Below are 20,863 nucleotides of genomic sequence, written 5' to 3' on the forward strand. Positions count from 1 at the left end.
TGCAATTCAAGTACCAACACATAACTTGGATTCATCAAAATATTCTATTTAAACTCACTGTAACATGAAAACTAGAAACCTTTGCGCCTTAGGAGTGCTTTTTGCACTAGTATTTGCTTTTTCAGCTCAGGCACAACAAGACAAAAAAGACGTCAAAGCATTAAAAAAAGAGCTCAAAGACAAAGCGATCAAAGACGCTAGAAAAGAAGCTAAAAGGATAGAAAAAGATGATTGGTTTACTCAGCCAGGCACCTTACCACTGGACAAGCAAATCGAAAAAGCTTGGATGAAAGAAGCTGAAATAGATGACTATGGTTTTCCGGCTTACTTTGTAGGCTCTGGTAGTGCGCTAGCGGGCACACAATCTGCTGCTAAACTACAGGCTTCTACAATAGCAAAACAAGACCTAGCAGGTAGAATCAGTTCTAGTATTGCAGCTATTATTGAAACAAATATCGCTACAGAGCAACTATCAGCAGAAGATGCCGCTACGATCCAGCAAACGGTCTCCGCATCTACTGAAGTGATCTCTCAAAAACTAGCTAGAGTCATCCCATTGACCGAGCTTTACAGAAAGCAAGACAAGAATTTCGAATGCCAAATCAGAATTGCTTATAGTCAAGAAATGGCCAAGCAAGCGGCTAAAGATGTCATTGCACAAGAGCTAGAAGACAAAACCAACGTAACCAGAGAAAAGTTGGACAAGTTAATGAACTTCTAATTCATAAAATTATTTAACCGCTTAGGGGAGTTTTTCACTTCCCTAAGCTATTAATGCTTTTTCTTCCAGATGAAATCCATATCACTACTTCTCCTTATCGCTCTTGTGCCCTTGGTAGACTCGCTAGCCCAAGCTCCTGTCTGGACCAACTACGTACATAGGAAAGCCAATTTTCCTGAATCTGAATATTTGGTCGGCTTCATGTCCGAAAACAACATCAATGGAGAACCCGAAGAAGTAGTTCTGGAGAGATTACAAGGCTATAGCCGCGAGCAACTGGTAGAAAGCATACTCGTCGATATCCAAAGTATCAGTACGCTCAACATCCACAACGTCAATGCAAATACCCACGAAGAATTCAAAAAAAACAGCACGTCTGTAAGTAATGCCTCAATCGTAGGACTCAAAACAGAAACCTACTATGACAAAAGAAAGGACATTGGCTATGCTATCTCCTATGCTAAAAAGAAGGATGTCATCAACCATTATAGCAATGAAATAGCCAAAAGCCTCAACCAAATCAATACGCTCTACACGATCATTCAAAATCAAATACAAGCAGGAAACAACGAAAATGCCCTTAAATCGCTATTTGAAACACAGACCTTATTGAGAAACATCGAGCAGCAAAGTACCATGCTCATCACACTGACTGGAGAGTACAACCATCCAGCCATCAAAAGGGATGAATTCAATCAACACAAAATCAACATTGACAATGATTTAATTTCAATCCGTAACACCGATCAATTTAAACTCGATGATGCGGCGTTCTTTATCGCTTACTCTCTCAGTATACAGCTAGACAATACCGACACGCCTATTAGAGTCAATAATTTCACCTACGAGGACACGCCTATGACTAGCTCATTTTCTCGTCGATTAAATGCCAGTATTGAACAAAAACTCATTCAACAAGGATTCAAAGTAATAAGTCAGAACATCGACAATCAAGACTACTACGTTCTCAATGGTATATACTGGGATGCAGCAGACAAACTAAAGGTCTCCACCATACTAAGAGAAACCGCCAGTTCAACAGCCATAGCCAGTACAGACTGCTACCTCACCAAGAGTTTTCTCGATCAAAACCAAATCTCCTACAAACCGCAAAACTATCAAGAAGCGATGGTGTCCATGCAGCAGTTTGCAAAAAACGAAATCACTGATGGCGGGCTCAAAATTGACGTTTTCACGAACAAAGGAAAAGACAATTTGATCTTTGAAGAAAATGAAGAAATGAAACTATTCGTCAAAGCGAATCGAGAATGTTATTTAAGATTCATCTACCACCTAGCAGACGACAGTAAAGTGCTGCTACTCGACGACTACTACATTAGCCGTGAGTATGTCAACAAGGCCTATCAGCTACCCGAAACCTTCACCTGCGCCGAGCCCTTTGGTTTCGAAATCTTACAGCTCAATGCACAAAGTACTCCTTTTGAGCCTCTTCAGACGCAAGAAAAATATGGCTATAAATTTATTATCGAAGACAGTGAGACCATCATTCAAAAAACCCGTGGTTTCAAAAAATCAACGAATACCGAAGTTCTAAAGGCCGAAAAACGCCTATCGATCACTACCATGACCCCCTAATTAACCGTTTCAATCAAAAGATATGAGATCACTACTATTTGTCCTCGTCCTCTCTCTAGCCGCTCAGCAGCTCTTCTCCCAAAAACTAATCATCGATAACCAAGGACATTCGGGGCTTGTACATGGCTTAGCTTTTACTGAACAAGGGAAAAAACTAGTCTCTGTCTCAGAGGACAAAACTGTAAGAGTCTGGGATGTAGCATCAGGTACATTAACCAAAACCTATAGATTCGAAATTGAAGACGGAGTTGATGGTAGAATATACACTTCGGTACTTTCCAAAGATGAACGATTCCTGTTTTTGGGTGGTTATTTTGACCATCAAGAAGGGAATCCAAGTGAGATAGGACAGATTCGTATCCTTGACTTAGAGGAAGAAAAACTACTACCAAGCCTAAAGGGACATCAAAATGTCGTACTTGATTTGGCAATCTCTCAGGACGGAAAAAAGTTAATCAGCAGCTCAGCAGACCAATCCATCATAGCATGGGACATTAGCAACATGAGAGCTCCCGTACGATCGGCCACTATCACAGGGATCGAGAGCATCATCAACAGCATAGACATTAGCGAAGACGGTAGTACCATCGCCGCTGGTGACCAAGACGGAAATTTAAGAACCTGGTCTGTATCTGGAGGAAACCCCAGCAGGTCCATCGTCCACTCGGATGCGATACGAGATGTAAAATACGCTGGAAATCAACTCTACTCCGCCGGAGAAGATGGACAGATCATCAAATGGACAAAGTCAGGGAAATTCATGGGACCACTCACAGAACTCCCAGGAGCCGTCAACGCACTAGAAGTATCAGCAGACAACCGATATCTTACCGCCATGGGAAGAGTGGGTATCGTCTACGACTTATCTAACCGGACACTAATTACCCAGTTCAGCTACCATACCAATGTAGTAAGTGCTATCACCACCGCTCCTTTCACTACTTTCGACCAAGAGAAAGGCATCTATGTCGCATCTGCTGGTGGTGATGACAAGAACATTCTCCTATGGAACATCCTATCTGGACAACTCGAAAGAAACTTTGTCGGGAAAGGCAAAAGTGTATTCGGCGTGGGAATTGATGAAGCAGCCAACAAAATAGCCTTCAGTCAAAGCAATCCAACGGGCATCCTAGATGATGTAGTGCTAGAAAAAGCATTCGACCTAGAGGAACTGGCGCTAGACAGAAAGCTAAACCCTGAGAACAAATATCATCGCGCAACCCAAGCTGCATCCAACAAATTCATCAGTAAAGAGTCCTCTAATTCCATCAAAGTAGATGGACGTATGATAACTACTGATGACCGAAAAGACGGTACCGTACGTTCATTCACTTTCATCAATAAAGGCAATGCACTGGCTCTTGGCTCTTCCTACTCATTGAACAAATATAACGTATCAGGCTCCTTGTTGGGTAGTTTTCAAGGACACGAAGGAGAGGTATGGGCGCTAGCTGATTTTGCATCAAAGGATCTACTCCTATCAGCAAGTAATGATCAGACCATCAAAATTTGGAATAATATTACTGGCGAAAACCTAGCATCTCTCTTCGTAGCATCAGACAATGAGTGGGTAATATGGACTCCTCAAGGATTCTATGAAGCATCTGCAGGTGGCGAGAAGTATATCGGATGGCATATCAACCAAGGACAGAACAATCTAGCTGTTTTTCATGACGTATCAGCCTTCGCATCCTTCTACCACAGGCCTGATGTCATACAGGAGATTTTGAAGCTTAAATCTTTTGACAAAGTAGCTCAGATGATGAATCTCTCGGACAAACCAGAAGAGAAAATCACTCCCCCAACCGTGACATGGATTACAGAGACTAACACTATTGTAGAGGGGCATACGACCACACTCAGCTTCGATATCACCTCCCCTACGCCAGTACATCAGATCAAAATACTAGCAGATGGGCGACCACTCATACACCAGTCTGAATTATCTATTTCTGGTGATAACCGCACCGAGCGTGTAGATATCCCAATAGAATTACCAGAAGAAACGGACAAGAGCTTTGCCTTCACGGTATTCGTCGCAGATCAAAACTCTAAAATATTATCTACAGAGCGCCATGTGGCCTTTGAATACATCGCACCAGAAGAAGAAAATGAACCTGACACTTCTAGCCCCGTAGCAGCTACGCCTAGAGGTGAAGACGCCTCCGCAAGCAATGCCATAACTACTTTAGATCCAGTGCCTACCAAAATCAAAAAGAGCAATCTGTATTTGGTATCCATAGGAATCTCCGAGTTTGCCGAGTCGCACAACAATCTCAACCATGCTGACAAAGATGCAGATGCGATAGATGAGCTATTCAAAGGACAGCAAGGCAAGATGTTCAATAATGTCACTAGCATTAAACTCACGAACGAAAAAGCTACCAGAGCGAATATTTTACAGAAGTTCCAACGACTTGAAGAATTCACCACTGTGGATGATTTCGTTATCATATTCATCGCTTCACATGGGCTCAATGAGAACGACAATTTCTACCTACTACCCTACGACGGTAGTACCAAGACCCCTAGAATATCATGCATAGACTGGCGAGATTTTTCTGACATGATCGGAAATATTTCAGCGCGAGTCGTCTTGTTCATAGATACCTGCCACAGTGGTCAACTGGGCAACAATATGGGACAACACAAAGTCAACAATACAGAAGCCGTTCGCCAACTCTCGGGGCAAGAATATGGAGTCGTCATCATGGCTGCTTCTACAGGTGCTGAGTATTCTTTTGAACATCAAGATTGGGGACATGGTGCTTTTGCGCTATCCATACTCGAAGGAATAGGCGAGGGAAAGGCCGATGTCAAACCCGATGGCGTAATTTATCTGAGAGAACTAGACTATTACCTATCCGAACGCGTACAAGAACTCACTGGAGGTAGACAGCATCCTACGACACAAAAACCGAGTTCTATCAGTAGATTGTCTCTTGCAGAGGTTCAATAATCTACATTATTTATTAAATTCAGGTATCAAAACCTTATAGCATGACAAAGCCCATCATTCCCACAGACTATCAAAGATTACATCTCAAGACGGTATTTGCCTTTATGATTTGTGACACACACATATCACAAGACGAAGTAAGCCTAATTAGACAAAAAGCCAAAGACAAGGTGTTTGGTGATCTGAAAATTGAAGATGAACTTGCCGAACTAATAGACCATGTCAACCGCAGAGGCATAGATTTTTTTGATGATTATTTCAAAAAAGTCCAACGAGTAGAGATGACAGATGAAGAGGAACTGAATCTCCTACAGTCCGCCATTCAAACCATAAAAGCAGATGACAAGATCACTCAAGAGGAAATTAATTTCCTAAAGATTCTGAGAGTGCTACTACAAGTCTCTAATGAGAGCATCGTTACTCGATTCCCTGAGGTTGGTCCCCAGTTTGTAGACAAAGATCGGTTCACAGATATCTACTTTAAAGAACTGTATGCCAACTATGCCAAACTAAAGACCATGCCCATCTTTGACATCAGTGATGTACAAGACATAACAGAAACCATCGATAGGAAATAAAGCCTCTTATACGAAAACATGCGTCATGGATTATGAGTAACGATATTCAAAATCCATGACGAAGAACTTACTTTTAGGGAACTGCCTTTCTCATTTTACCGTTATAGTCGTAAATTGTATAGAACCAAAACAATCCCGACTATCCAAGCCTCCAATCCCAAATTCGCCAAAGATTCTTTGCTCTCTCATCTCAAAGAGAAATACTTGCAGATAAGAGCACAGTCCGAAAAGATATGTCAACCACTACATCTAGAAGACTATGTCGTCCAGCCTGTTGTCGATGTAAGTCCACCTAAATGGCACCTTGGACATACGACATGGTTTTTTGAGAAGATGCTCCTAGAGGCTTTCTCCAAAGACTACTGCGTCTATCATCCAGAATACAACTACGTCTTTAATAGCTACTATGAATCCATCGGCAAACGTGTCCTTCGTACCAACCGTGGCAATCTCACGAGACCTTCTGTAGCAGATGTCTATAAATACCGCGCATTTGTAGATCAACAGATGCTCAACTTTTTCGACACGAGAGAAACCCTCTCAGCCGAAGAGAAAACAATCATCGAAATTGGCCTCCAACATGAGCAACAGCACCAAGAGTTGCTCCTATACGACATCAAATATATACTCGGCACTAACCCGCTATTCCCTGCCTATCAAACCAGTCCCAAACTACAGATAGAGACAGCTCCTAAACCATTAGGATTCTTAAATGTACCTGCCGGCAACTACACCATAGGACATGAAGGAGATAGATTCAGCTTTGACAATGAACACGGTCGTCATCAGGTCTACTTGCATGACTACCGTATCGGTGATCGGCTAATCACTAACCGTGAGTATCTTGACTTTATCAAAGACGGAGGCTATCGAAATTTCACCTACTGGTACGCCGAGGCATGGGACTGGGTACAGCGAGAAGATAAACAAGCTCCCTTTCACTGGCACTTCATCGAGGATTGCTGGCATAGCTACACCTTGGAAGGACTACAACCTATCAATCTAAACGAACCTGTTAGTCATATCAGCCAGTACGAAGCAGCAGCCTTTGCCAACTGGAAAGGCATGCGACTCCCTACGGAGTTCGAGTGGGAAGTCGCATGCCTCCTGCATCAACCAACCATTCCAGAGAATAGCAACTTCGTCAACCAAGAAAACCACCGTCCTCTACCCGCTACCGAAGGCAACTACCAGTTCTATGGCGATCTATGGGAGTGGACTAACTCCGCCTACTTACCCTACCCCTACTACAAAACTGAAGCAGGGCCTTTAGGAGAATACAATGGCAAATTCATGATCAGTCAAATGGTCTTACGTGGGGGTTCCTATGCCACACCTAAAGACCATATCCGACCGACTTATAGAAACTTTTTTCATCCACACCTGAATTGGTTATTTTCAGGTATTCGACTTGCACAACATGCCTGAGACCATCGAAATCATCCAAAACAAGACTTTCCTGAACGACACGCTCAAAGGTCTAAAAAGTAAACCAAAGACTTTATCATCGAAATATTTTTACAACAAACGAGGAGACGAACTCTTCCAGCAAATAATGAAACTGGACGAATACTACCTCACCGATGCAGAGTACAGTATTTTCGAATCCCAAAAAGACAATATCCTAAAAGCCTTTTCACCGAATGGAGAAGACTTTAATCTAGTCGAGTTCGGTGCTGGGGATGGATACAAAACCAAAGTCCTGCTTCAACACTTCGTATCAGAAGAAGCGCTCTTTGACTATATCCCCATAGATATTTCCCAACATGCACTCGATGGGCTCGCCCAGTCCTTAGCCCAAACAATCCCCGAACTAAGTATCACCCCCATGCAGGGAGACTATTTCCAAGTATTGGATAGACTCAGTCACTCCAGCACCCGTCGCAATGTCATTCTATTTTTGGGCTCTAACATCGGTAATTTCTCATTTGATCAAGCGCAGAATTTTCTCTCGAAAATCAGAGAAGACATCAATACGGGAGACCAGTTATTGATCGGAGTTGATCTAAAAAAAGACCCTACCAAAATACTAGCTGCATACAACGATTCGAAAGGCGTCACCGCTGCATTCAACATGAACCTGCTCAACAGAATCAATGAAGAACTAGGCGGCAACTTTAACTTAGAGAGTTTCCAGCACTACCCGTTTTACAATCCTGTAACAGGAGAATGTAAAAGCGCTATCATGAGCTTGAAAGACCAAGAGGTTCTCATCGGTGAAGAAATCATCGCTTTCAAGAAATGGGAAACGATGCAAACCGAAATATCAAAGAAATATTCGACAGATGAAATCCAAGAATTAGCAGAAAAATGCGGGTTCGAAGTACGCTATAACCTTGAGGATCAGAACGGATACTTTGTAGATTCAATTTGGTCCGCAGTTTAATTGACTTTTTTCATGGATTATTCATCTTAAATCCTATTTTTGCATTCCATTTTAAGCGCACGTGGTGAAATTGGTAGACACGCCATCTTGAGGGGGTGGTGGACTTACGTCCGTGGAAGTTCGAATCTTCTCGTGCGCACACTTTATAAAACTGTGCTAAAGCTGAAATCACCAGAGACCAGCGACTCATATCGAGTTCGCTCCTATCCCAATCAGTCTCGTGATCTGCACACCATCAAAAACTACAAAAAACATGTCATTTAACACGCCACTACTCAAGAAAGTCTGTGAAATCGCTGGTGCTCCGGGGTTCGAGTCACGCATTAGAAACTTGATCATCGAAGAAATCAAAGATCATGTCGACTCCTACAGTATCGACAACATGGGCAATATCATCGCGATCAAAAAAGGGTCGACAGATAAAAAAGTAATGGTAGCCGCTCACATGGATGAGATTGGCTTCATCGTGAGCCATATCGACGACAATGGTTTCGTTAGATTCCAGCCATTGGGTGGTTTTGATCCCAAAACCCTGACAGCCCAGCGTGTAATCATCCACGGTCGCGAAGATGTGATCGGTGTGATGGGTAGCAAACCCATCCATGTCATGACCCCAGAGGAGCGTCAAAAGGTCGCCAAAATGGAGGACTACTTCATCGATCTCGGCATGAATAAAGAAGAAGTGGAAAAAATCGTGGCTATTGGCGATTCGATTACACGAGACAGAGAACTTATCGAAATGGGTGACTGTGTCAATTGCAAATCCATTGACAACAGAGTCTCTGTTTTCATCCTAATCGAAACACTCAAAAAAATCAAGACACCATCGGCAGATCTATACGCGGTATTTTCGGTACAAGAAGAGGTCGGTCTACGTGGTGCCAATGTAGCAGCGCACAGCATCAACCCTGACTTTGGGATCGCTCTCGATACGACGATCGCCTATGACCTACCTGGTGCGCAACCCCACGAGTACGTCACCAAACTCGGTGAAGGTACGGCCATCAAAATCCTAGACGCTATGACTATCTGTGATCAACGTATGGTCAAGTTCCTCAGACAAACCGCTGATTCGAAAAAAATCAAATGGCAAAATGAAATCCTAGTAGCTGGTGGCACAGACACTGCTGGTATCCAACAGCGTGGCAAAAACGGATCAATTGCAGGTGCAATCTCTATCCCAACTCGCCATCTACACCAAGTGATCGAAATGGCGCACAAAGACGACATCACGGGATCTACTGATTTACTCATAGCAGCGTTGGAGAATCTGACGAGTCATGACTGGAGCTGGGAATAGCACCTCAGGCTCGACCTTTTTCATCTCGTGACACATGCTAGCGTATTTCCATTCTCTCTGAAATGGCTATTGTTCATTTCGGGTTTATATTGCGGGTGATATCATTGGTCTCGATCAAAATTTCGACAACTCAAGTAAACTATGGGATTCCGATCTGCACTCAGTAAGCCTTTTGCCAAGTACATCGTCAACGACCAGAAAAAATGGTCACTAGATGCCATCAATACGCAACACAAAATCCTAAAGAGCCTCGTCTCAAAAGCCAAACACACACAGTTTGGCAAGGATCATCATTTTGCAGATATCGAGACTTATGAGGATTTCAAGTCTGCTGTACCTGTGGCAGACTATGAAGGGCTCAAAGACTATGTTGAGAAAATCAAACAAGGAGATAGCGACATCTTATGGCCAGGCAAACCCGAATACTTTGCCAAAACATCAGGGACTACATCGGGCACCAAATACATCCCCATTACCAAAGACTCCATCCCTAACCATATCAACAGCGCACGAAATGCCCTCCTCACCTATGTGCACAACTCAGGACAAAGCCAGTTTTTAGACAAAAGCTTGATATTCCTATCAGGCAGTCCTATCATGACCAAAACAGCGGGCATCCATACTGGACGCCTCTCAGGGATCGTTAATCACCACGTCCCTGGTTATCTTCGCTCCAACCAGATGCCCAGCTATGAGACCAACTGCATCGAAGACTGGGAGACGAAACTAGACGCCATCGTAGAGGAAACGCTTACGAAAGACATGAGCCTGATCTCAGGCATTCCACCATGGGTACAGATGTACTTCGACCGGATCACAGCCAAAACTGGCAAGGCGATCAAAGACGTATTTCCTGATTTTTCTCTCTTTGTATATGGAGGGGTTAACTTCGAGCCGTACCGTGGAAAGCTATTCGAAAGCATCGGCAAGACCATCGACTCAGTAGAAACTTACCCTGCCTCGGAGGGCTTTATCGCCTACCAAGACACGCTAGATCAGAAAGGGCTATTGCTCCTACTCAACTCTGGGATATTCTTTGAGTTCATCCCTGCGGATCAGTACTTTGATGACAACCCGCCACGACTCAGTATCGGAGAAGTGGAGCTAGGTGTCAACTATGCGCTCATCATCAATAGCAACGCTGGACTATGGGGCTACTCGATAGGCGACACCATAGAGTTCGTCTCCAAAGACCCCTACAGGATACTGGTTACAGGACGAATCAAGCACTTTATCTCTGCCTTTGGGGAGCACGTCATCGGTCAGGAAGTGGAAAAAGCCATGAACCATGCCCTGGCTCAGCATCCAGAGGCGGAAATCGTAGAATTCACCGTAGCACCTCAGGTCACACCAGAATCTGGCCTACCCCGCCATCAATGGTTTATCGAATTTGATCAACCACCTGCTGACTTCAACAGTTTTAAATCCACGCTGGACAAAAAACTGACCGAACTGAACTCCTACTATGAAGATTTAATCGTCGGCAGTATCTTGGAAGAATTAGAAATCGTTCCTTTACAAAAAAATGCTTTTATCAACTACATGAAATCGCAAGGAAAGCTAGGCGGACAAAACAAAGTCCCTCGCCTATCCAATGATAGAAAAATCGCGGATGAATTGATGAATTTTAGATATTAGACACAAGACTTTAGATAATAGACATTAATAAGGAATAGCAGTCCCAATGACAATTTCCGATCCCAAAACCCAATAGATAGTTGAAGAAAACAATATCCATACTCGGCTCTACCGGCTCGATCGGTACACAGGCACTCGAAGTGATCGCAGCGAACCCGGAGCAATTCGTACTAGAAGCCATCTCGGCATACAACAATGCGGATCTACTGATCCAGCAGGCCTTGCAGTTCAAGCCCAATGTCGTGGTAATCGGCAATGACGACAAATACGAGCAAGTATTCGAGGCACTGGATCCGCACGACATCAAAGTATTTGCTGGCGAATCAGGGCTGTGCCACATCGCAGAGATCGAAGCGGTCGATATCGTCCTCACGGCTCTGGTCGGCTATGCAGGACTAAAACCTACCGTACACGCCATCAAGGCAGGTAAAGTAATCGCCCTGGCCAACAAGGAGACACTCGTCGTGGCTGGAGAGCTCATCACCGAGCTGACTCAGGAGTACAAAGCAACGATCTTGCCAGTGGACTCGGAGCACTCTGCGATCTTTCAGTGTCTGACGGGAGAGGTTGGCAACCCCATCGAAAAAATCATCTTGACTGCCTCTGGCGGACCGTTTAGAGGCAAAGACAAAGCGTTTTTACAATCCGTCAAAAAAGAAGCTGCCCTCAAACATCCCAACTGGGAAATGGGTGCAAAGATCACCATCGACTCGGCCTCACTGATGAACAAAGGACTGGAAGTCATAGAAGCCAAATGGCTCTTTGGACTCACAGCAGATCAGATCGAAGTGATCGTCCATCCTCAGTCCATCATCCACTCCATGGTACAGTTCGAAGATGGCTCTATCAAGGCACAAATGGGGCTCCCAGACATGAAACTCCCAATACAATATGCCATGACCTACCCTGACCGAATTAAAACTACTTTTCCTAGGTTCGATTTTACAGAATACCCATCTTTGACGTTCGAAAAACCAGACGTAGAGACGTTTAGAAATCTGGCGCTTTCGTTTGCAGCGATGAAACAAGGGGGAAACCTCCCATGTATACTCAATGCCGCTAACGAAATAGCTGTATCTGAATTCTTAAATGACCGTATAGGATTTTTGGAGATGTCCGATGTAGTAGAAAAATGCATGGACAAGGTCTCATTCATTGCCCATCCAAACATGGAGGATTACGTGGAGACAGATAAAGAAACAAGAAAAATAGCACTAGACATCATTAGTTAATGGAAGGATTGATCATGGCAGCCCAACTCATGTTGGGCTTATCAATATTAGTTGGATTACACGAATTAGGACACTTATTGGCCGCCAAGGCATTTGGCATGAGAGTAGAAAAATACTCCATCGGCTTCCCTCCTAAAATCTGGGGTTTTCAATACGGCGAAACAGAATACTCGTTTGGAGCCATTCCCCTCGGTGGATTTGTCAAAATATCAGGCATGATCGACGAGTCACTAGACACAGCGTCCATGTCTGCCGAGCCAGAGCCATGGGAGTTTAGAGCCAAACCAGCCTGGCAGAGACTCATCGTCATGATGGGCGGTATCATCGTCAATGTCATCACAGGCGTATTCATTTTCATCGTCATCACCTACAACAGTGGAGAGTCCTACCTGACCAAAGATGTACTCAACCAAAACGGGATCGCTGCCTATGAACTAGGACAAGAAATTGGATTCAAAAACGGTGACAAAGTACTGAAGGTAAACGGCCAGGACTACAGCAGGTTCCAAGAGCTGATCAACAATGATGTGATCCTCAAAGAGAACTCTAGCTACACTGTTCAGAGAGGCGACTCTGTGTTTACACTGACGCTCCCTAATGGATTCTTGAACAAATATGCTGACAAGAAAAAATATGACGGCCAGTTCATCAGCTACCTCAAACCCTTTGAGATCAAGCAAGTAATGGCAGGTAGTGCCGCCGCGGATGCGGGTCTGCAAGAAGGCGATCGATTCATCTCTATCGAAGGTAAATCAGCCAACTATTTCTCAGACTTCAAAAGCATCCTAGATGCCAACAAGGAGAAAGAGGTCACAGCAGTGATCCAAAGCAAAACAGGTCAGACCAGAGAGGCCAAACTACAGATAGGCGAAGATGGGACTTTAGGTTTCTATCCAGAGATACTCTTAGACTTTGCTCATCAGGAGTACACCTTCGGAGAGTCTGTCAACAAAGGATCACAGCAGGCATTCAACGTGGTATGGGTCAACATCAAAGCCTTTGGCAAAATATTCCGTGGCGAAGTATCTGCCTCCAAATCCCTCAGTGGCCCTATCGGTATCGCTCAGATGTTCGGTGGACAGTGGATCTGGAGCAAATTCTGGTACTTGACTGGGCTCCTATCTATGGTGCTTGCCTTCATGAACTTCCTCCCCATCCCAGCGCTGGATGGAGGACACGTGGTATTTTTGACTTACGAAATCGTCTCTGGACAAAAGCCCTCTGACAAATTCCTCGAAGGAGCACAGAAAGTAGGCATGGTACTACTCCTAGGTCTAATGGTTTTTGCGATATTCAACGATCTATTTAAGGCCATCTTCTAAAGACACTGCGCGTGTACAATGACACTTACCTAGCCCTAGACCAACCGTCTGGGGCTTTTTTATGTAGCATTCATTCGTGACAATAAGAAAGGTAGTGTCTTGGGATCAGTCGGTATGACTGGGGATAGAAATCAATATTCGATATTCATTATTCCAATCATTGGAATAATGCCTCACAGACTCATAACAGGTGGTTATTTCAAAGAAAAACAATAACGAATTTCGAACCATAAATCTTGAATAACGGAGTGATCTGTCTCTTTGACTAATGAAATGTAGGCTCAACATGCCTGACTTCAACCTGACTTCAATACTGTTTAGATAGGCTTGAAAGAATCTAATATAACCGTGGGGAATCTGTCTAACATCTAAACAGCTCCTCAACGCACGTTTGGATACTATCCTAGACCAAGACACCTCCTCAACGCACATTTGGACACTATCCGAGATCAAGACACCTCCTCAACGCACATTTGGACACTATCCGAAATCAAGCCCCCCCCTCAACGCACATTTGGACACTATCCGAAATCAAGACACCCCCTCAACGCCCGTTGGAGAGCCTGTAGCGATAGAAACACTTGTCTAACAGCCATTGTGCAGGCAGATCGGCTTGATTTGCTTATCGAACGCCTGTCGAGCAAGACACACAAAGTCTGATAGCTTCTAAACTAACGTTGTAGTGGTAGATTGATTCAGTACAATACTCTGACGGACGTGTAGGAGGGGAATAAACCTGTGGTAGGCGTGCAACCGATGTAACTACTGATGCGAACGCTATGTCTTTAAGTTTAGATTTTTATCCGGTACGATAGGAGAAATCTAAACACAAACCCTTTCAGAATGGCTAAGATCCCTCCGTCGGGATGATACAATGGAGCGTATGCGTTTAAACCTAAATTCGATTTTAGCTTTCATTAAAACCGCTTCTGAAATGCATCAATTGTTCTTTGTCTTCAAGCCAGACAGACTCTTCCTTTTTTCATTGCCAAAAAAGGAAGCAAAAAGGCTAGAAAATTATAAACTCGCTATCGCTCAGACAGTATAATTTTCAAAAACCTTGAATTAAGAAGATGATTTATATCCTTTACTAATCGAACTCAGGTTTTAACTTAACGACATGGGGTGAGTTGAATAAATAGAAGGGCGCTTTGCCAGAAACAAACCTTACCCCACAGGCAATAAACCAAGCATTGAAACAAAGTGAAAAATACCACTAGAGCCTCTTAAACCCTTCAAGATTTATCTTCACTTAGAAAGAAGTCTTGAAGGGTTGGTTGGGAGTATATAGAATCTGGATTGGTGCTCCGTCGAGTTTTTAGAGGTGTCAGCACCTCTTTCATCTTGCCACTTTGGGTCTATTGCCCTATTTTACTTTCTATTACAGTCAAGGCATTCTTCATATCAGGTTCAGTGTTAGAGGGGTACTTTGATAAGAACAGTAATTAAGAAGAAGAATATGAAAGTTACGAAGTTGTTAGTGTTAATATGTCTTTTCAGCCATCCTCTTTTATCTCAACATTCCGTCGAATCCCAAATTGACCGTTTACATCAGTATGTCGGGCATTGGGTGAGTAGCATCCATTCAGATACGGATAGTGTTGCTGCATTTCCTCATATTAAAATGAATAACATCTCAAAAATGGACAAGCTCTCCATGCAGGTGGAAGTACTTCAATATCAAAAGGGAGAATACAATCCCCTACTCACAGAATTGATTGCTTATGATTCAAATAGCAATCAGATTATTGCTTTAGGACAGAATAAAGACGCTATAGTTTTCAAAGGAACAGGACGTTTTTCTAATGAAAAAGAATGGGAAATGCAGGATGTAGATATGTTGGGCAATTTTTACCTGCATGTCAAATTTGATTTTCAAAGCTTTTCAAATGTACTATTGGAGGGATTTGATGAGTCTGGTAAAAGTCTTTGGAAAACCCGATATATTAAGTCTAACCCAAAAGATAAAAAAATCGGCATTCAATTAGTTTCTGTTCATCAAGATATGCTGAAAGACCCAGTGGGAACGTTGCAGGAGTTAGGACGAATGGGCTATAGTTATATAGAAACTTTTGTTTATAATGATGGTACATTTTACGGCATGTCACCTGCTGAATTTCGAAAAGTGGTAGAAGCTGAAGAAATGCAATTTTTAGGCTCTATGACGTTTCATGACCTCCCTACTTCTGACTCTTGGGAAAGCTCTATGAAATGGTGGTCGAAATGTATAGACGACCATTTGGCAGCAGGCGTAGAATACTTAACGACCTCCAATAACCAACTCAAATCAGTTAAAACCAAAGCGGAATTGCAACGCTATTGCGACTATTACAATACGATTGGAAAATTATGTAAAGAGAAAGGTATCACCTTTGCTTTTCACAACCATGCAGATGAATTTGGGGTGATCGATGGGAGCCTAATATATGATTATTTATTGGAGAATACGGATCCTGAATATGTTCATTTCCAAGCTGATATTTATTGGATGGATATAGGCGGAGTGAAAGCGGTTGATTATTTTCAAAAATATCCCAAGCGGTTTATAAGTTGGCATATCAAGGATTATAAGGAGTTGGGCGCAAGTGGGAAAATTAATTGGATGGAATTATTTCATCACCCTGATTTTGACGTGCCAAAATATATGGTCACAGAGGTGGAAGATTATTCTTACCCTCCACTATATAGTGTTCAGTTGGCTTGGGAATATTTATACTATCAAATATTGGATTAGACATCTTTGCCCCCACTCATCCTCGTTTCCGAACGAGGGCGGGTAGATTCCCCCAGTTATTTTGAATAGTAATACCTTGATCGATGACAGTATCGTGAAGCAGTTGGCTAACGAAATTTCAAAAAGCCGGATCCAGCTCGGTCGCATTCCCTAATGCAACCGACATCTTCTTGGCATTTATAATATCCATTGGCAGAGACCATACCCGATTTTTCTCTTCCAAATCCAAGGTACAGTTACGGTTTTCAAAACTTCCCTTTACCCTTACCCTTACCCAAAGGTTGCTTTACCAGGCCCCAAAGGTAAGCTAACCTATAGCTGGAGGTTAACTTACCTTTGGCTATTCGCTACTTTAAAAAAAGGAGGAGGTAAGCTTACCTTTTTGGGTATGCTCCCTTTAGCACAATCCCCAGTCACAGTCGGCTATTCTCATTGGTTCAATTAAGCAATGAAACAATAATAACTCATAAATGATCGATGAGTTATACTGAAGAACGAATAGTAATACTTGTTATTTGCAAAAAAAGGTACATTTACCATCGACAGCATGACGAGGTGAGATGAATTACAGATTTTCAATTGGTATCAGACGAATGGTCTATATGATACTTTTTATTGGGCTAAATTTTAACGCCCTATCCCAAAACAATCGATACAATTTCCAAAAACTATCCTTAAATGAAGGCCTATCCCAAAGTACGGTTTTCTGCACGACACAGGACAAGAATGGTTTCATTTGGATCGGTACCCGTACAGGAGGCTTAAACAAATATGACGGGTATTCATTTGATCATTACATCAAAAACCCCGATGACAGCACCAGTATTAGTGGCAATGAAATCATATGCTTATTAGAGGATTCGAAAGGAAATCTCTGGGTAGGCACCAATAGTGATGGTCTAAACTCGTTTGATTATACCTCAGAAAAATTCAAGCGCTTTTACAGCGAAGGTCAATCCCCAAACACCCTAAATCAGAAGTCAATTAAAGATCTGATAGAAGATGAAAATGGGTTAATATGGATCGCAACCGAAGAGGGGCTATTCACACTGAATCCATCCGAAGAGTCATTTAGTGAAGTCTCAAATAGTCTATTAAAAACCACGCACTATGGTTTTGTGTCTGACCTTAGCCTTGGAAAAAAGGGCGAACTTATAGTAGGAGCTTCTCAAGGCTTGTTCGTCGTGGATATAAACAGTCGACTGACCAAAAAAGTATTTGACCACACGATTTTTAACCAAAGCTCGGATGACATATCGAACAGAATCAAGGATATCCTCTATGATGACAAGGGCAACATCTGGTACGGCACGCACCGAAATGGACTCTACCAGATTACTGATTTTGACAACAATGAAGCGCAATTATATTCCGCAGAAGAAGGCTACAATATTTCAAGCACTTTTATCAGAACTATTGATCAAGACTCTAATGGCAACATTTGGATAGGTACTAATCAAGGGCTTAATCTTTTAAAGCATCATGAATCTGCCAATGACCAACCCGAATTCATACACATCCAAAGTAATGAGACCGATAACAAAAGTTTAAGTCAAAATTCCATCTATTGCTTTGATGAGGACAATAAGGGCAACTTTTGGATAGGAACCTGGAGTGGTGGTTTGAATTATTTGCACAACGAAAAGCAGAAGTTTGATCACTACAAGCATTTGTTTAATGTTGATTCTTCTTTGAGTAACAATTCGGTTACTAGTTTCTGTGCCAATGACAAGGGAATCTGGGTAGGCACAGCCTATGGAGGACTCAATCTTTTCGACCCCCAAAAGGGCACTTTCTCTTCCTACCAACAAAGCTCTTACGCCCACAAAGGGCTCAACAGTGACCATATGAAGGCGCTCACTATTGATGGAAAGGATAATTTTTGGATAGGAACCTACCAGGGCCTCCTGCTCTTTGATGATGACAAGGGTTCGTTTGAAACCATCTTGGATAACACTACGATCAATTGCATCACGGAGGGTAATGATAATGACATTTGGATAGGAACCAGTACACTTCTCAAGCTCGACAATGTCACCAAAAAGTATCAATCGTACCCTCATAACCCCGATAACCTTACGAGCCTTTCATCAGGAGCGATCAATTGTATATTCAAAGACTCGCAAGACAACATCTGGATAGGTACCAGCTATGGTCTCAACAAATACATCCCAAGTCTAGATCAGTTTGAACGATACATTCATGACAAGAACAACCCCAACAGTTTGAGCCATTATAACATTACCACCATCAACGAAGACTTGAATGGTAACATCTGGGTAGGTACTCTCGGTGGCCTCAATAGATTAAAAGAAGATAAAAAAAGCTTTGAACGGTATGATCAACGGCATGGACTACCTGACAACTCTATTAGCAATTTAGTCATCGATGACTCAGGTGTCTTTTGGGTGACGACTAACAAAGGCATGAGTAAAATATCATTCTCGATCGATTTCGAAAACATGTCCATCCGAAACTATGATATCTATGATGGGTTGCAAGACTATGAGTTCAGTACGAATTCATCCTATAAAGATGATCAGGGCAATATATACATAGGTGGGATCAACGGTTTTAATCATTTCGCTCCTACTGAAGTCAAAGACAATCAAGAAATCCCAAACATCATCGTGACACACTTTAAACTCGACAACAAGGAGGTCTCTATTGACGATATCAACTCGCCCCTTGACCGGCATATTTCCGAAACAGATTCCATCACACTCACACATAAACAAACGGATATTATATTCGAATTCGTAGCACTGAACTACACCTCTCCAGAAAAAAACCAATACGCCTACATGATGGAAGGGTATGATAGTGAATGGAAACAATCAGGCAATCGTCGACAAGCCTATTATACAAACCTACCCTCAGGCCAATACACGTTTAGAGTAAAAGGCTCCAACAATGACAACATATGGAATGAAAAAGGAGCCTCAATATACCTGAACATCCTCCCTGCTTGGTACAACACGTGGTGGTTTAGAACCATCGTCATCCTGATCATAGTCTCCTCCATTATATATTTCAATATATGGAAATCCAAAAAATACAAAAAGGACAAAGAGAAGCTTAATGATCAAATCAACAATGCCACCGAGCAAGTCATTGCTCAAAACGCCGAACTAGAGACACAAAAAAACAGTCTATTAAAAGCGGTTAGTGAAATCAATTTGGTCGTATCCGAGGCGGTAGAGTCTGGCAATTTCAAAGCAAGAATCAACCTAGACGGCATGGATGGCGAATGGAAAAATCTCGGAGTATCTGTCAACAAAATGTTTGAGTCAGTACTCAAGCCATTTTCTGAAATCAATCGAATCGTTGACGGCATGGCTTCTGGGGATTTATCCAAAAGGTATACAGATGAGGCAAAAGGTGACGTGGCACTGCTTTCGACGAATCTGAATTCAGCTTTAGACTCCCTGTCCGATCTGCTTTCTAATCTTAAAGAGCAAATAGCTTCGATAGGGAGCTCGACAGATGACATGACCCATACCACCGAAGAAATCAATAATAGCACCAGCGAAATAGCATCTGCCATTGCTCAAATGAGTAGTGGAGCACAGCAGCAAGTGGCGAATGTGGATCAGTCATCAAACATCATAGAAGGAATATTGAAGTTTTCTAGTGACATGAAAAGACAAGCCTTTGAAATCAATGAAGCTACGAAAATAGGGGTTGAAAAGAGTCAGGCAGGTATGCAACAAATGGGCACACTGGACACCCAAATGAAGGACATACTATCTTACTCCGCAGAAACAACAGAAGCTATAAAAATCCTAACACAAAGATCAAATGACATCAACGCCGTCCTAAGAATTATAGAAGATGTCGCGTCACAAACCAACCTTCTAGCGCTCAATGCCGCCATAGAAGCTGCGCAAGCAGGTGATGCAGGGAGAGGTTTTGCCGTCGTAGCTGAGGAAATCAGAAAACTAGCAGAAGATTCGAAAGTGTCAACTTCCAAAATCCAAAAACTTATTTCAGGTGTACAAACGGTCACCTCTTCTACAGCCTCGCTCGTCTCCAAAATGAGTTCAAGAATTACAGAAGGAAGTGAGGCCACCAAACACTCACTTTCTGCTTTCCAAGACATTTCAACAGGGTATGAAGATACCTTAAAAAAATCTGAAAATATCGTCACCGCTACCAATCAGCAAACAAATGACCTAGGCAATGTGGTAAATATGATGGACGAAATAGTAGTGATAGCAGAAGAAACTGCAGCAGGTACTGAACAAACCGCCAGCTCGGCGACTCAACTTTCGGCGGGTATGGAAAACCACCTACAAAAAAGCAAAGAAGTGTCTTCCATCACCTATGCCCTACGTTCAGAAGTCGACAAGTTCAAACTGTAGCCTTCTCCTTCACTTAAAGCTGTCTTATAGCCT

12 protein-coding genes and 1 tRNA gene are annotated in these 20,863 nt (G+C 42.7%); all 13 read left to right on the forward strand.

Going from position 1 to position 20,863, the window contains the following annotated elements; all coding sequences use genetic code 11:
* Window positions 1-64: 64 nt before the first annotated feature.
* The 13 genes from BUB99_RS05395 to BUB99_RS05455 all read left to right on the forward strand — a co-directional run bounded on the left by BUB99_RS05395 (window position 65) and on the right by BUB99_RS05455 (window position 20,830).
* Entirely contained in the window at window positions 65-721 is a 657-nt protein-coding gene (locus tag BUB99_RS05395) for a hypothetical protein (protein ID WP_073120149.1), read from the forward strand.
* A gap of 69 nt (window positions 722-790) precedes the next feature.
* A complete protein-coding gene (locus BUB99_RS05400; RefSeq protein ID WP_073120150.1) occupies window positions 791-2,317 on the forward strand; it encodes a hypothetical protein in 1,527 nt (508 codons plus the stop codon).
* A 22-nt stretch (window positions 2,318-2,339) separates the two neighbouring features.
* Window positions 2,340-5,276 carry a caspase family protein gene (locus BUB99_RS05405; RefSeq protein ID WP_073120152.1) on the forward strand — a complete coding sequence of 979 codons (2,937 nt, stop codon included), beginning with the start codon at window positions 2,340-2,342 and terminating at the stop codon, window positions 5,274-5,276.
* A 41-nt stretch (window positions 5,277-5,317) separates the two neighbouring features.
* On the forward strand, window positions 5,318-5,854 hold the full coding sequence (locus BUB99_RS05410; RefSeq protein ID WP_073120154.1) for a tellurite resistance TerB family protein: 537 nt from the start codon (window positions 5,318-5,320) through the stop codon (window positions 5,852-5,854).
* Between the two features lie 114 nt (window positions 5,855-5,968).
* The gene (gene egtB / locus BUB99_RS05415) at window positions 5,969-7,282 is read left to right on the forward strand and encodes an ergothioneine biosynthesis protein EgtB (RefSeq protein ID WP_245816801.1); all 1,314 of its coding nucleotides are present in this window, start codon (window positions 5,969-5,971) and stop codon (window positions 7,280-7,282) included.
* Complete coding sequence (gene egtD / locus BUB99_RS05420) at window positions 7,275-8,240, forward strand: L-histidine N(alpha)-methyltransferase (protein ID WP_073120156.1); 966 nt, start codon at window positions 7,275-7,277, stop codon at window positions 8,238-8,240. Before egtB ends, egtD begins: the two co-directional genes overlap by 8 nt.
* Before the next feature lie 55 nt (window positions 8,241-8,295).
* Window positions 8,296-8,379: transfer RNA gene (locus BUB99_RS05425), tRNA-Leu, on the forward strand.
* Between the two features lie 114 nt (window positions 8,380-8,493).
* Window positions 8,494-9,540 carry a M42 family metallopeptidase gene (locus BUB99_RS05430; RefSeq protein ID WP_073120158.1) on the forward strand — a complete coding sequence of 349 codons (1,047 nt, stop codon included), beginning with the start codon at window positions 8,494-8,496 and terminating at the stop codon, window positions 9,538-9,540.
* 141 nt (window positions 9,541-9,681) lie between these two features.
* Window positions 9,682-11,178: a GH3 auxin-responsive promoter family protein gene (locus BUB99_RS05435; protein ID WP_073120160.1), complete on the forward strand. Its 1,497-nt coding sequence runs from the start codon at window positions 9,682-9,684 to the stop codon at window positions 11,176-11,178.
* An 80-nt stretch (window positions 11,179-11,258) separates the two neighbouring features.
* Entirely contained in the window at window positions 11,259-12,410 is a 1,152-nt protein-coding gene (locus BUB99_RS05440; RefSeq protein WP_073120162.1) for a 1-deoxy-D-xylulose-5-phosphate reductoisomerase, read from the forward strand.
* The gene (gene rseP, locus BUB99_RS05445; protein ID WP_073120163.1) at window positions 12,410-13,732 is read left to right on the forward strand and encodes an RIP metalloprotease RseP; all 1,323 of its coding nucleotides are present in this window, start codon (window positions 12,410-12,412) and stop codon (window positions 13,730-13,732) included. The genes BUB99_RS05440 and rseP overlap by 1 nt, the downstream gene beginning before the upstream one ends.
* A gap of 1,459 nt (window positions 13,733-15,191) precedes the next feature.
* On the forward strand, window positions 15,192-16,466 hold the full coding sequence (locus BUB99_RS05450) for a sugar phosphate isomerase/epimerase family protein (RefSeq protein WP_084190359.1): 1,275 nt from the start codon (window positions 15,192-15,194) through the stop codon (window positions 16,464-16,466).
* 602 nt (window positions 16,467-17,068) lie between these two features.
* Window positions 17,069-20,830 carry a two-component regulator propeller domain-containing protein gene (locus tag BUB99_RS05455; protein WP_170863738.1) on the forward strand — a complete coding sequence of 1,254 codons (3,762 nt, stop codon included), beginning with the start codon at window positions 17,069-17,071 and terminating at the stop codon, window positions 20,828-20,830.
* Window positions 20,831-20,863: the final 33 nt, after the last annotated feature.

Origin of the sequence: Reichenbachiella agariperforans (assembly GCF_900142205.1) — a bacterium.
Classification (GTDB): Bacteria; Bacteroidota; Bacteroidia; order Cytophagales; family Cyclobacteriaceae; genus Reichenbachiella; species Reichenbachiella agariperforans.